This window comes from Streptomyces sp. NPDC001781, assembly GCF_053596035.1.
In genome coordinates this window covers 58,692-71,833 of sequence record NZ_JBSFFI010000032.1, presented here as the reverse complement: position 1 = coordinate 71,833, position 13,142 = coordinate 58,692, and the positions used below count along the sequence as shown (strand labels likewise).

Here is a 13,142-nt window from a genome sequence, read left to right as displayed (position 1 = left end):
CCGGCCGCGCGCCGCCGGGGCGCCGACGTGCTGCTGGACGGGCCGGGCGGCCCGGTGCGCCTGGCCGGCTGCTGCACCCCCGTGCCGCCCGACGACATCGTCGGCTTCGCCGTGCGCGGAGGAGCGGTGACCGTGCACCGGGTGGAGTGCTCCATGGTCGAGGACATGAAGGGCCGGGGGCGCGAGGAGATCGACGTGCGCTGGGGGGACACCACCGCGTGCCGGGTCACCCTGGTCGCCGAATCGTTCAGCCGTCCCCATCTGCTCGCCGACCTCACCGAGGCGATCGCCGTGGCGGGCGCCGAGATCGTCTCCGCCACAGTGGAGTCACCCAACCAGCAGCGGGTCCGCCACACCTACACCCTCCAGCTCCCCGACGCCGCCGAACTGCCCGCCCTGATGCGCGCGATGCGCGACGTGCCCGGCGTGTACGACGTCAGCCGGGCCCAGGCGCCCGCCGCCTGACCGACCCGATCGGGTGGGCCTGGCGCGCGCCGTCACCACCCGGCGGCCGGGCGCTGGTAGCGGTGGGGCATGCTGCTCACTCGCCCCACGCGCCCGCACCCCGCACTCCGGTTCCTCCGGCGCCCGAAGGCGGCCCTGCTCGCCTCGGCCGTCACGGTCTGTCTCGTCGCGGCCGGAGCCCCCGCCGAACCGCTGGGCGTCGGCGACCGGATCTTCCCGGAACTGGGCAACCCCGGTTACGACGTGGCCGCCTACGACCTCGCCTTCACCTATCCCGGCAGCAACGACAAGCCGCTCAAGGCCGTCACCACCATCGAGGCCCGGCTCACCAGCTCCCTGAACCGGATCAACCTCGACTTCGCGCACGGCACCGTCGAGTCCGTCGAGGTCGACGGCCGCAGGGCCGCCTTCACCAGTGCCGGCGAGGACCTCGTCGTCACCCCGGACCACGCGCTGCCGCTCGGCAGCCTCACCCGGATCACTGTGCGGCACACCAGCGACCCGCGCCCCGCCGACGGCCAGGACGGCGGCTGGGTGCGGACCACCGACGGGCTCGCCATGGCCAACCAGGCCGACGCCGCGCACCTGGTCTTCCCCTGCAACGACCACCCGTCCGACAAGGCCATGTTCACCTTCCACGTCACCGCCCCCGACGGCTACACCGCGGTGGCCAACGGCCTGCCGACCGGCGCGGTCAAGACGGGCGGCTCGACCACCTGGAGCTACCGCTCCCGGCACCCCATGGCCACCGAGCTCGCCCAGGTGTCCATCGGCCACTCCGCCGTCGTCCGGCGCCCGGGCCCGCACGGACTGCCGCTGCGCGACGTGGTGCCCGCCGCCGACAAGAAGGAACTGGAGCCCTGGCTCGCGAGGACGCCGGACCAGATCGCGTGGATGGAGAGCAAGATCGGCCCTTACCCCTTCGAGACCTACGGCGTGCTGATGGCGCAGGCCAGCACCGGGTTCGAGCTGGAGACGCAGACCCTGTCGCTGTTCGAGAAGGACATCTTCACCGAGCCCGCCTACCCCAAGTGGTACATCGAGTCGGTCATGGTCCACGAGCTGTCCCACCAGTGGTTCGGCGACAGTGTCAGCCCCCGCACCTGGTCCGACGTCTGGCTGAACGAGGGCCACGCCACCTGGTACGAGGCTCTCTACGCGCAGGAGAAGGCGGACCGCCCGCTGCAGGACCGCATGAAGGCCGCCTACGGCGCCTCCGACCGCTGGCGCGCCGCCGGTGGCCCGCCCGCAAGGCCCAAGCCGCCCGCCCCGGGCCAGAAGATCGGCATCTTCCGTCCCAACATCTACGACGGTGCCGCCCTCGTGCTCTTCGCCCTGCGCCAGGAGATCGGCAAGGCCGCCTTCGAGCGACTGGAGAAGGTGTGGGTCCAGGAGAACCGGGACACCAGCGTCGGCACCGCCGACTTCGTCCGCCTCGCCTCCGCCATCGGCGGCCGTGACCTGACCGGTTTCTTCCAGGACTGGCTGTACGGCGAGAAGACCCCGCCCATGCCCGGCCACCCGGACTGGAAGCAGGTCCCGCCGCCCGCGACGTCGGGCCCCGCCAGGAAGCACTGACCCCGGGTGTCCGGACGATAACCCGATGACGCGGTGCTCCGCGCCGTGCGAACATCTTCCGGTCGGCGCGGCGCGGTGCTCGGGAATCTCCCGGGGCACGCGTGCGTTGCACCTCATGAACACCGGTCCCTCGCCTGCCTCCCGGTCGGGCGACCGCCGGACCGGACCTCATCCCGACGTAAGGAACCAATGACCTCCTCTTCTTCCCCTTCACAGGACGCCAAGCGCCTCGCGCACGCCTATCCCGAAGGTCTTCGGGCCGATGCCCTGATGGAAGAGGACGTCGCCTGGAAGCACGACATCGACGGCGAGCGTGACGGCGACCAGTTCGACCGCTCCGAGCGCGCGGCCCTGCGCCGTGTGGCGGGGCTGTCCACCGAGCTGGAGGACGTCACCGAGGTCGAGTACCGCCAGCTCCGCCTGGAGCGGGTCGTGCTCGTCGGAGTGTGGACCACCGGCACCTCCCAGGACGCGGAGAACTCCCTCGCGGAGCTGGCCGCCCTCGCGGAGACGGCGGGCGCACTCGTGCTCGACGGCGTGATCCAGCGCCGCGACAAGCCGGACGCGGCCACCTACATCGGCTCCGGCAAGGCCCTGGAGCTGCGCGACGTGGTCATGGAGACCGGCGCGGACACCGTCATCTGCGACGGTGAGCTGAGCCCCGGCCAGCTCATCCAGCTCGAGGACGTCGTCAAGGTCAAGGTCATCGACCGCACGGCCCTGATCCTGGACATCTTCGCCCAGCACGCCAAGTCCCGAGAGGGCAAGGCGCAGGTCGCGCTCGCGCAGATGCAGTACATGCTGCCGCGACTGCGCGGCTGGGGTCAGTCGCTGTCCCGGCAGATGGGTGGCGGCCGGGGCGGTCTCGCCACGCGTGGTCCCGGTGAGACCAAGATCGAGACCGACCGGCGCCGCATCCGCGAGAAGATGGCGAAGATGCGCCGGGAGATCGCGGAGATGAAGACCGGCCGCGAGATCAAGCGCCAGGAGCGCCGCCGCAACAAGGTGCCCTCCGTCGCCATCGCCGGGTACACCAACGCCGGCAAATCCTCCCTGCTCAACCGCCTGACGGGCGCGGGGGTCCTGGTGGAGAACGCCCTGTTCGCCACCCTCGACCCGACCGTCCGCCGCGCGGAGACCCCGAGCGGCCGGCTGTACACGCTGGCCGACACCGTGGGCTTCGTCCGGCACCTGCCGCACCACCTGGTCGAGGCGTTCCGCTCCACCATGGAGGAGGTCGGCGACTCCGACCTCATCCTGCACGTGGTGGACGGCTCGCACCCGGTCCCGGAGGAGCAGCTCGCCGCCGTGCGCGAGGTGATCCGGGAGGTCGGCGCGACCGACGTGCCCGAGATCGTCGTGATCAACAAGGCGGACGCGGCCGACCCGCTGGTCCTCCAGCGGCTGCTGCGGGTGGAGAAGCGGTCCATCGCCGTCTCGGCGCGCACCGGCCGGGGACTGGAGGAGCTGCTCGCCCTGATCGACGAGGAGCTGCCCCGTCCCTCGGTCGAGGTCGAGGCGCTCGTGCCCTACACCCAGGGCAAGCTGGTCGCCCGCGCGCACACGGAGGGCGAGGTGCTCTCCGAGGAGCACACCGCCGAGGGCACCCTGATCAAGGTCCGGGTGCACGCGGAGCTGGCTGCCGACCTGGCTCCGTACACGCCCACCGCGACCGCCTGACCGGGCGGCACACCGGAGCGCGAAGAGGCCCGCCGCACCCTTGGGAGAGGGTGCGGCGGGCCTCCGTCACGTGCGTGGGGCGGCTACCGGCCGGCGAACTTCGCGCTGACCGAGTCGTACACGCCCTTGGCGACCTCACCGAGCCGGGGGCCGGCCAGCCAGCCCGAGGAGGCGGGGCCGATCGAGGTGTTGGAGACCAGCGTGGGCCTGCCGTTCGCGCCCTGCTCCACCCAGCCGCCGCCGGAGGAACCACCGGTCATGGTGCAGCCGATGCGGTACATCGTCGGGTCCGCCTTGGCGATCGACAGCCGGCCGGGCTTGTCCTGGCACTGGTACAGCAACTGGCCGTCGTACGGCTCCGCCGCCGGGTAGCCGCTCGCGGTCACCGAGCTCACCTCGGTCGCGGCGGGCGCTGCGAAGTCCACCGGCAGCGCACCGCCGACCGTCTCCTCCAGCGACTTGCCCCCGTTGCCCTGCTCCGGCGTCACATGGATCACCGCGAAGTCGTACGAGGCGCCGTTGCCGCCGGTCTCCCCGCCTCCGTCGATCCACTGCTGCGAGGTCTTGGCCGCGTCGGCCCACCAGACACCGTACGGCGCGACCTGCGCGCGCGAGGCGCCCTCCATCCGCGAGGAGGACAGGCTCTGGTTGTTGTACGACGGCACGAAGGCGATGTTGCGGTACCAGCCGCCCTTCCTGCCCGCGTGCACACAGTGGCCGGCCGTCCAGATCAGGTTGGACCTGCCCGGGTGCGCCGGGTCCTGGACCACCGTGGCCGAGCAGACCATCGTGCCCTTGGGGGAGTCGAAGAACACCTTGCCCGCCGCGGCCGCGTTGGTGTGGTACGGCGGGCGGACCGCCTCGGCCTGCACCGGCTGCGGCTCGGGGTCGGTCACGCCCTGGTCGCCCGAGAGGTCGTTGTCGTCGACCCGCTTGGCCGGGTCGTCGGCGCCGCGCATCCGGTCCTTGTCCCACAGACCGTTGATGATCGGGTTGATGAAGTCGTTGGCCTCACGCAGCCAGTCGTCCCGGTCCCAGTTCTTCCAGGCGCCGTCCTTCCACTTGTCCATGTCGATGCCGTGCTGGCGGAGCTTGTCCTGGAGGTCCTGCGGGACGCGGACCTTCCCGTCCGAACCCCGCGCGGTGGAGGACGGACCGCCCGCGTCGTCGTCACCGCCTCCGCCGCACGCGGTGGCGGTCAGCGCCAGCGCGGAGGCGAGGGCGACGGCCGCCAGCACGCGGGAGGTCCTGCGGGGCGTACCCCTCCCTCGGCGAGCGGTGGACGACGGCCGTATGGAGTGCATGGTGGTGACTCTCCCTGTTGTGAGCGAACTTGACGCTTCGGTCCGGTTCCGGCACCCAACTCGTGCTGCACCGGCGCCGGTTCCCCGGGATTCCGGGCGGGACCACACACTATGCGCTCGCCGTAGGGGACTTCCGACGGAACCGCAACGGTTGCGTCACGGCAAGGATCTTGAAGCAACCCGTAACCAGGCGGCCGGCCGGCTGTTGGTAGCCGTGGGGGAGCGCTGCCCGCGCCCACCCCCGTCGGGCAACTCGCCTCTGGACAGCGGGAGGACAGCGAGCCGTGGCCGTGACCGAGTCGGAGGCCGACAGCACCCACCGGGGAACTCCGGCCGTGCACGAGGGGATTCTCAGGCGCCAGTCGGCGCGCGAGTCCGCCGCGCGTACCTATGCCCGGGCCCTGCCCATCGTGCCCGTGCGGGCGCGTGGTCTCACCATCGAGGGCGCCGACGGCCGTCGTTACCTCGACTGTCTCTCCGGCGCCGGGGCACTGGCCCTCGGCCACAACCATCCCGTGGTGCTGGAGGCCATCCGCAAGGTCCTCGACTCCGGCGCGCCCCTCTCGGTGCTGGACCTGGCCACCCCGGTCAAGGACGCCTTCATCACCGAACTGTTCCGCACCCTGCCGGCCGGTTTCGCCGACCGGGCCCGCGTGCAGTTCTGCGGCCCGGCCGGGACCGACGCCGTCGAGGCCGCCCTCAAGCTGGTCCGGGCGGCGACAGGACGCAGCGGCATCCTCGCCTTCACCGGCGCGTACCACGGCATGACCGCGGGCGCGCTGGCCGCGTCCGGCGGCGCCCCCGACCTCCAGGTGGGCCGTCTGCCCTACCCGCAGGACTACCGCTGCCCGTTCGGTGTCGGCGGTCCACGCGGTGCCGAACTCGCCGCCCGCTGGACCGAGTCCGTCCTGGACGACCCCAAGTCGGGCGTGCCCCGGCCGGCCGGCATGATCCTGGAACCCGTCCAGGGGGAGGGCGGGGTGATCCCGGCGCCCGACGACTGGATGCGCCGGATGCGCCGGATCACCGCCGAGCGGTCCATTCCCCTGATCGCCGACGAGGTACAGACCGGCGTCGGCCGCACCGGCGCCTTCTGGGCCGTCGACCACTGCGGTGTCACCCCCGACGTGATGGTGTTGTCCAAGGCCATCGGCGGCAGCCTCCCGCTGGCCGTCGTCGTCTACCGCGAGGAACTCGACGTCTGGCAGCCCGGCGCCCACGCGGGCACCTTCCGGGGCAACCAGCTCGCCATGGCCGCGGGCACCGCCACCCTCGCCTACGTCCGCGAGAACGGTCTCGCCGAACGAGCCGCGGCCCTCGGTGCCCGCATGCTGGAACAACTGCGTCAGCTCCAGGCGGAGTTCGCGTGCGTGGGGGATGTGCGGGGGCGCGGGCTGATGATCGGGGTCGAGCTCGTGAACCCGGCGGGCGGGTGCGTACCGGAGGCACGCCGTGCCGAGGCGGACGGCTGGGACTCCACCTCGGTGCCCCGCCCCGCCGATCCCGGACTCGCCGTCGCCGTCCAGCGCGAGTGCCTCGACCGGGGACTGATCGTGGAATTCGGCGGCCGCCACAACAGTGTCGTACGGCTCCTCCCGCCGCTGACCATCAGTGACGAGCAGGCGTCGGCCGTACTGGAGCGCCTGGCCGACGCGGTCACCGCCGCGGACCGCGACCACCAGCGCACGGGCTAGCCCGAGCCGGGCCATCCCGGCGCCGGCACGCACGATCCGCGCGCGTCTGCGGAGAGCGGCGAGCCCGCCGCGGGGTGTCGCCACACCACCGCACTGCGCCCCGGCCCCGGAACCGGACCCGGGGCGCGCCGGCACCACATGCTCTCGTCACCGCCCCACCGCTCGCCCGCCGTGCGGAACCTCTCCGCGACGAAACCCGCACACGCACCACCCCTGAGGAACTGTCATGAACGCCACCCCCGCATCCGACGGCCGTTCCGAGATCCCCGAGGACCCGGCGGAGCCCGGCAGCGCCCCCGCCCCGCTCGCCGACACGGTGCCGCACCAGCAGCGGCGCACATCGTTCGCCGGACGGCCCGGCGAGCCCGAGACCGACCCGCTGGAGGCCACCGATCCCCACACCGCGGCCCAGGCGGCGGCGGTGGAGAATCTCCTGCGCTGCTGGGTCCGCGAGACCGGCCTCCCCGCCCCGGCCGACGGCACCTTGCACCTCCCGCTCCCGGCCAGCGGCACCGCCCTGCTCACCCCCGTCCGTCACTGGTCCCCGACCGGATGGCACCGCTTCGGCCCGCCCCGCCTGGCGGACGCCCCCGACCACGCCCCCTCGGTCGACGCCGTCACCCTCGCCGCTCTCCTCACCCGTGAGAGCCCCGGGCAGGCGGATCCCGACGAGCCCCATGGCACCGCTCCAGCGGACGGCGCCGACCTCGTCGCCCGGGTCGCCGACTCGCAACGCCGCACCGCCACCTTCCTGTGCGACCGCCGCGCCCACCCGCAGGACGGGCCCGACCCCTTCCTCAGCGCCGAACAGGCCCTCCTCCTCGGCCACCCCCTGCACCCCACCCCGAAGAGCCGCGAAGAACTCACCGACGCCGAGGCCCGGCAGTACGCGCCGGAACTCCGTGGCTCCTTCCCCGTGCACTGGATGGCCGTGGCCCCCTCCCTGCTCGCCTCCGACTCGGCCTGGACCGAACGCGGCCGTCCCGTCCCCGCCGGCCAACTCCTCGGCCGACTCGCCGGAACCTGCCTCCCCCTGCCCGACGGCTACAGCGCCCTCCCCCTGCACCCCTGGCAGGCCCGCGACGTAGGCCACCGCGCCCCGGTGGCCGCCCTGCTCGACTCCGGCCTCCTCCGCGACCTCGGCCCCCTCGGTCCGCCCTGGCACCCCACCTCCTCCGTACGCACCGTCCATCGCCCGGGCTCCCCGGCGATGCTCAAGCTGTCGCTCGGCCTGCGCATCACCAACTCCCGACGGGAGAACCTGCGCAAGGAACTCCACCGGGGCGTCGAGGTGCACCGCCTGCTGCGCGCCGGACTGGCGAAGCAGTGGCAGACGGCCCACCCCGGTTTCGACATCGTCCGCGACCCGGCCTGGCTCGCCGTGGACGATCCCGATGGGCTGCCCGTGCCGGGCCTCGACGTGATGATCAGGCACAACCCCTTCGCCCCCGCCGACGACATCGGCTGCGTCGCCGGGCTCGTCTCGCCGCGCCCCGACTCCGAGCCGAGTCCGACAGCGCGGCCCGGGGGCCTGAGCTCCGGCCTGGCCCGGATCGTCGCGCGGCTGGCCGCCCGCACCGGCCGTCCCCTGGGCGCCGTCGCCGCCGAGTGGTTCCTGCGCTACCTCGAACAGGTCGTCCGGCCCGTGCTCTGGCTCGACGGCGAGGCGGGGATCGCGCTGGAGGCGCACCAGCAGAACACCCTGCTCCGCCTCGACCGGGAGGGCTGGCCGGCCGGTGGCCGGTACCGCGACAACCAGGGCTACTACTTCCGTGAGTCCCACCGGGCCGAACTCGACGCCCGGCTGCCCGGCATCGGAGAGCGCAGCGACACCTTCGTCTCCGACGAGGTCGCCGACGAACGCTTCGCCTACTACCTCGCCATCAACAACGTGTTCGGCCTCATCGGCGCCTTCGGCTCCCAGCGTCTGGCCGACGAACACCTCCTCCTCGCCGCGTTCCGCAGCTTCCTCACCGCCGCCGCCTCCGGCCCCGCCGCCCTGCGCGGCTCCCTGCCGGGCCACCTGCTCGACTCACCCGTACTGCGCTGCAAGGCCAACCTGCTGACCCGGCTGCACGGCCTGGACGAACTGGTCGGACCCGTCGACACCCAGTCCGTCTACGTCACCATCGCCAACCCCCTCCACTCCTGACCCCTCCCACCCGCTCGCCCCCATGAGAGGAGCGCACATGCCGCTCACCGGCACCGGCGCAGGCGCCGCCGAAGCCCTTCCCCTCCCGGTCGCCCCCGACGGCGCCGGCAGCGCCGAAAGCGGGACGGGCTCGGTCCTCTGGGACAACGAGGAGACGCTGGACCTGCGCCTGCCCTCCGAACTCACCGCACCGCGAGCCGTGTTGCCCGGCCAGTCGGCCTCGCCCCGCGACGCCGACCCGCTGGACGGCATCCACGCCTGGGGCCCGACCCGCACTCCTGCGGGCACCTTCGAGCTGGTTCCGGTCCGCCTCACCCGGGACCTCCCCCTCGTCCACGGCTGGATGAACGACCCCGCGGTCGCCGAGTTCTGGGAGCTGGCCGGCCCCCAGGACCGGACCGAGCGCCACCTCCGCACCCGGCTCGACGGCGACGGACGCAGCGTGCCCTGCCTGGGCGTTCTCGACGGCACCGCCATGAGCTACTGGGAGATCTACCGGGCCGACCTCGATCCGCTGGCCCGCCTCTATCGGGCGCGTCCCCACGACACCGGTGTCCACCTGCTGATCGGGGACGCCGCGCGCCGGGGCCGGGGGCTCGGCTCCGCCCTGCTCACGGCCGTGGCCGAGCTCGTCATGGCACGCCGCCGCGCCTGCACACGCGTCGTCGCGGAACCCGACATCCGCAACACCCCCTCGGTCACCGCTTTCCACAAGGCCGGATTCCGGTGCGGGGCGGAGGTCGAACTGCCCGGCAAGCGGGCCGCCCTCATGATCCGGGACCGGGTCCGGCAGCAACCCTCGTAGCGCCCGGTCATCGCACGCTCACTGGTGGTATGTACGGCGATTGCGCCGGGTTCCCGTCTTCCGGCAGAAAGTTCAGGAGTTCGGACGTGTTCGCATCCCGCACCGCCCGCCACGGCGAGCGGACACGATTGTCGGTGCGGGGCCGTAGGGTGGTCGGGCTATGACGAAGCCCTCACTCCCCGAACTCCTCCACGCCGCCGTCTCCGCCGTCGGCGGCACGGAGCGTCCCGGCCAGGTCACCATGGCCGAAGCGGTCGCCGAGGCGATCGACGACACGTCCCATCTGCTGGTCCAGGCCGGTACCGGCACCGGAAAGTCGCTCGGTTACCTCGTGCCCGCGCTCGCGCACGGGGAGCGGGTCGTCGTCGCCACCGCCACGCTCGCGCTCCAGCGTCAGCTCGTGGAGCGCGACCTGCCGCGCACGGTCGAGGCCCTGCACCCACTGCTGCGCCGCCGGCCGGAGTTCGCCATGCTCAAGGGCCGCTCCAACTATCTCTGTCTGCACCGGCTGCACGAGGGCATGCCGCAGGACGAGGAGGACGGGCTCTTCGACCAGTTCGAGGCGGCCGCTCCCACCAGCAAGCTGGGCCAGGATCTGCTCCGGCTGCGCGACTGGTCCGACGAGACGGAGAACGGCGACCGGGACGACCTCACGCCGGGTGTCTCCGACCGGGCCTGGGCCCAGGTGTCGGTGTCGTCGCGCGAGTGCCTCGGCGCCTCGAAGTGCGCGTACGGGGCCGAGTGCTTCGCGGAGATGGCCCGTGAGCGTGCCAAGCTCGCGGATGTCGTGGTGACCAACCACGCGCTGCTGGCGATCGACGCGATCGAGGGCGCCCCGGTGCTGCCGCAGCACGAGGTGCTGATCGTGGACGAGGCGCACGAGCTCGTCTCCCGGGTCACCGGCGCCGCCACCGGTGAACTCACCCCCGGCCAGGTCAACCGCGCGGTCCGCCGCTCGGCCAAGCTGGTCAACGAGAAAGCCGCCGACCAGCTCCAGACCGCCGCCGAGGGCTTCGAGCGGCTGATGGAGCTGGCCCTGCCGGGCCGCCTCGAGGAGATCCCGGAGGACCTCGGCTACGCCCTCGCCGCCCTGCGCGACGCGGCCCGCACGGTGATCACGGCGCTCGGTTCGACGCGCGACAAGTCCGTGCAGGACGAGGACGCCGTGCGCAAGCAGGCGGTGGCCTCGGTCGAGACGGTGCACGCCGTCGCGGAGCGGGTGCTGAACGGCTCGGAGTGGGACGTCGTCTGGTACGAGCGCCACGACCGCTTCGGCGCTTCCCTGCGGGTCGCCCCGATGTCGGTGTCCGGGCTGCTCCGCGAGAAGCTCTTCACCGACCGCAGCGTCGTCCTGACCTCGGCGACCCTGAAGCTCGGCGGCGACTTCAACGGCGTCGGCGCCTCGCTGGGGCTCGCCCCGGAGGGTACCGAGGGCGACGACCTGCCGCAGTGGAAGGGCGTCGACGTCGGCTCGCCCTTCGACTACCGCAAGCAGGGCATCCTCTACATCGCCAAGCACCTGGCCCGCCCCGCCCGGGACGGTGACCGCGGCGACATGCTGGACGAGCTGACCGAGCTGATCCAGGCCGCGGGCGGCCGCACGCTCGGCCTGTTCTCCTCCATGCGGGCCGCGCAGCTGGCCGCGGAGGAACTGCGGGTGCGGATCCCCGAGTTCCCCATCCTGCTCCAGGGCGAGGAGACCCTCGGCGAGCTGATCAAGAACTTCGCGGCCGACCCCCGTACCTGTCTCTTCGGCACGCTGTCGCTGTGGCAGGGCGTGGATGTGCCGGGGCCCAGTTGTCAGCTCGTGGTCATGGACAAGATCCCGTTCCCGCGTCCCGACGACCCGCTGATGAGTGCCCGCCAGAAGGCGGTGGAGGACGCCGGCGGCAACGGGTTCATGGCGGTCGCGGCCACCCATGCGGCGCTGCTCATGGCCCAGGGCGCCGGCCGGCTCGTCCGGGCGTCCGGGGACCGTGGCGTGGTGGCGGTCCTTGACCAGCGGCTGGCGACCGCCCGGTACGGGTCGTACCTCAGGGCGTCACTGCCCGACTTCTGGACCACGACCGATCGCAATCAGGTGCGCAAGTCGCTCGCCGCGATCGACGCCATGGCCAGGGAGGCCGAGGGGGAGTGAGTCGCGGGTGGGAGCGGTCCGGCAGACCGGCCGTCTCCCGCCGATGACGGCAATGGCAGGGCCCCGGAACCGGCGCAGGGGTTCCGGGGCCCGGTGCAGGGGGACGAGCCGGGGGCCTGTCCGGTGCGGGCGTCACACGCGGCGGAGCACCGCGACGACCTTGCCGAGGATGGTGGCGTCGTCGCCGGGGATGGGCTCGTAGGCCGCGTTGTGCGGGAGGAGCCAGACGTGGCCGTCCTCGCGCTTGAAGCGCTTGACCGTGGCCTCGCCGTCGAGCATGGCGGCCACGATGTCACCGTTCTCCGCGACCGGCTGGCGGCGGACCGTGACCCAGTCACCGTCGCAGATCGCGGCCTCGATCATGGAGTCACCGACGACCTTGAGGACGAACAGCTCACCGTCGCCGACGAGCTGCCGGGGAAGGGGGAAGACGTCCTCGACGGATTCCTCGGCGAGGATCGGGCCACCTGCCGCGATGCGGCCTACCAGCGGGACGTACGACGCGGCGGGCTTGCCGGCGGTGTCCGTGGGCTGCACGCTGACCGCCTGGTCGGAGCCGCGCACCTCGTATGCGCGGGGCCGGTGCGGGTCACGGCGCAGGAAACCCTTGCGCTCCAGCGCCATGAGCTGGTGGGCGACCGAGGAGGTGCTGGACAGGCCGACGGCCTGGCCGATCTCCCGCATGGACGGCGGATAGCCACGACGCTGCACGGAGTCCCGGATGACCTCGATCACCCGCCGCTGCCGGTCGGTCAGCCCCGAGCTGTCCGCGCGGATGCCCGGAGGTCGGCCCGGCAGGGAGCGCTTGTGGCCCTCGGGCACGGCTTCGTTCATCGCGTGCACCGGCTCCACCCGGCCCTGGGAGCGGTCCTGGGCGGTGATGGCGGCACTGTCTGCGGTCGTGGTCACGTCGGCCCCTCTCGATGGTCTCCCTGCTGCACAACGGTAGTAGCTTTCGAAAGGTTGCGCCAAACACACGTTCGAGTGAAAAAGTGCGATTCACCTGACGCGATGAAGTGTCCGGGTGTATGGCTTACGCGGTGTCCAGCGGGCAAAAGCGCCCATTGTTGTACTCTTCCCCGCCGGGGGCGGATGGCCTCGTGGCTGCCGCCAGTCTGCCATTCGAACGGTGAGCGACCGGCGGCCGGGGCCACCGGCAGTGAGATCCCCGCCGTGGTTCTCCGGGGGCTCCGTGCCGTTCTCACGGTATCCCGGTGGGTCCATCCGGCCGTGCGGGACGTCTGTGCGTGCCGCCCCGGTGTGCTCGCGCGGTGCTCTCCGGGCGCCTGTCCACGGCGACACGCACGCCTGCCGTGAAATCTGGGCC

At 72.6% G+C, this 13,142-nt stretch carries 9 protein-coding genes; 7 read left to right on the top strand and 2 right to left on the bottom strand.

Features of this window, described 5'->3' with window-relative positions; translation table 11 throughout:
- The 3 genes from ACWCV3_RS24715 to hflX form a co-directional block, all read left to right on the top strand.
- Positions 1 to 465, top strand: a 465-nt coding sequence (locus ACWCV3_RS24715; RefSeq protein WP_451228106.1) for an ACT domain-containing protein, incomplete at its 5' end; no start/stop codon positions are given.
- Between the two features lie 69 nt (positions 466 to 534).
- Positions 535 to 2,043 (top strand): M1 family metallopeptidase, encoded by a 1,509-nt coding sequence (locus ACWCV3_RS24710; protein WP_451228103.1) that lies wholly within the window; start codon positions 535 to 537, stop codon positions 2,041 to 2,043.
- A gap of 189 nt (positions 2,044 to 2,232) precedes the next feature.
- Entirely contained in the window at positions 2,233 to 3,723 is a 1,491-nt protein-coding gene (gene hflX, locus ACWCV3_RS24705; RefSeq protein ID WP_451228100.1) for a GTPase HflX, read from the top strand.
- A gap of 83 nt (positions 3,724 to 3,806) precedes the next feature.
- On the opposite strand, the gene ACWCV3_RS24700 is transcribed toward hflX, so the two are convergent.
- Positions 3,807 to 5,027 (bottom strand): trypsin-like serine peptidase, encoded by a 1,221-nt coding sequence (locus tag ACWCV3_RS24700; protein ID WP_451228097.1) that lies wholly within the window; start codon positions 5,025 to 5,027, stop codon positions 3,807 to 3,809.
- 284 nt (positions 5,028 to 5,311) lie between these two features.
- Between ACWCV3_RS24700 and ACWCV3_RS24695 the strand changes: the two genes are divergently transcribed.
- The 4 genes from ACWCV3_RS24695 (at position 5,312) to ACWCV3_RS24680 (ending at position 11,815) form a co-directional block, all read left to right on the top strand.
- Positions 5,312 to 6,721 carry a diaminobutyrate--2-oxoglutarate transaminase family protein gene (locus ACWCV3_RS24695; RefSeq protein WP_451228094.1) on the top strand — a complete coding sequence of 470 codons (1,410 nt, stop codon included), beginning with the start codon at positions 5,312 to 5,314 and terminating at the stop codon, positions 6,719 to 6,721.
- 226 nt (positions 6,722 to 6,947) lie between these two features.
- Positions 6,948 to 8,873, top strand: coding sequence for an IucA/IucC family protein (locus ACWCV3_RS24690; RefSeq protein ID WP_451228091.1), 1,926 nt, complete (start codon positions 6,948 to 6,950; stop codon positions 8,871 to 8,873).
- Between the two features lie 37 nt (positions 8,874 to 8,910).
- A complete protein-coding gene (locus tag ACWCV3_RS24685) occupies positions 8,911 to 9,678 on the top strand; it encodes a GNAT family N-acetyltransferase (RefSeq protein ID WP_451228089.1) in 768 nt (255 codons plus the stop codon).
- Between the two features lie 160 nt (positions 9,679 to 9,838).
- Positions 9,839 to 11,815 carry an ATP-dependent DNA helicase gene (locus ACWCV3_RS24680; RefSeq protein ID WP_451228086.1) on the top strand — a complete coding sequence of 659 codons (1,977 nt, stop codon included), beginning with the start codon at positions 9,839 to 9,841 and terminating at the stop codon, positions 11,813 to 11,815.
- Between the two features lie 132 nt (positions 11,816 to 11,947).
- Here the strand turns inward: ACWCV3_RS24680 and lexA are convergent, their stop codons facing one another.
- Positions 11,948 to 12,724, bottom strand: a complete 777-nt coding sequence (gene lexA, locus ACWCV3_RS24675; RefSeq protein WP_451228083.1) for a transcriptional repressor LexA — start codon at positions 12,722 to 12,724, stop codon at positions 11,948 to 11,950.
- Positions 12,725 to 13,142: the final 418 nt, after the last annotated feature.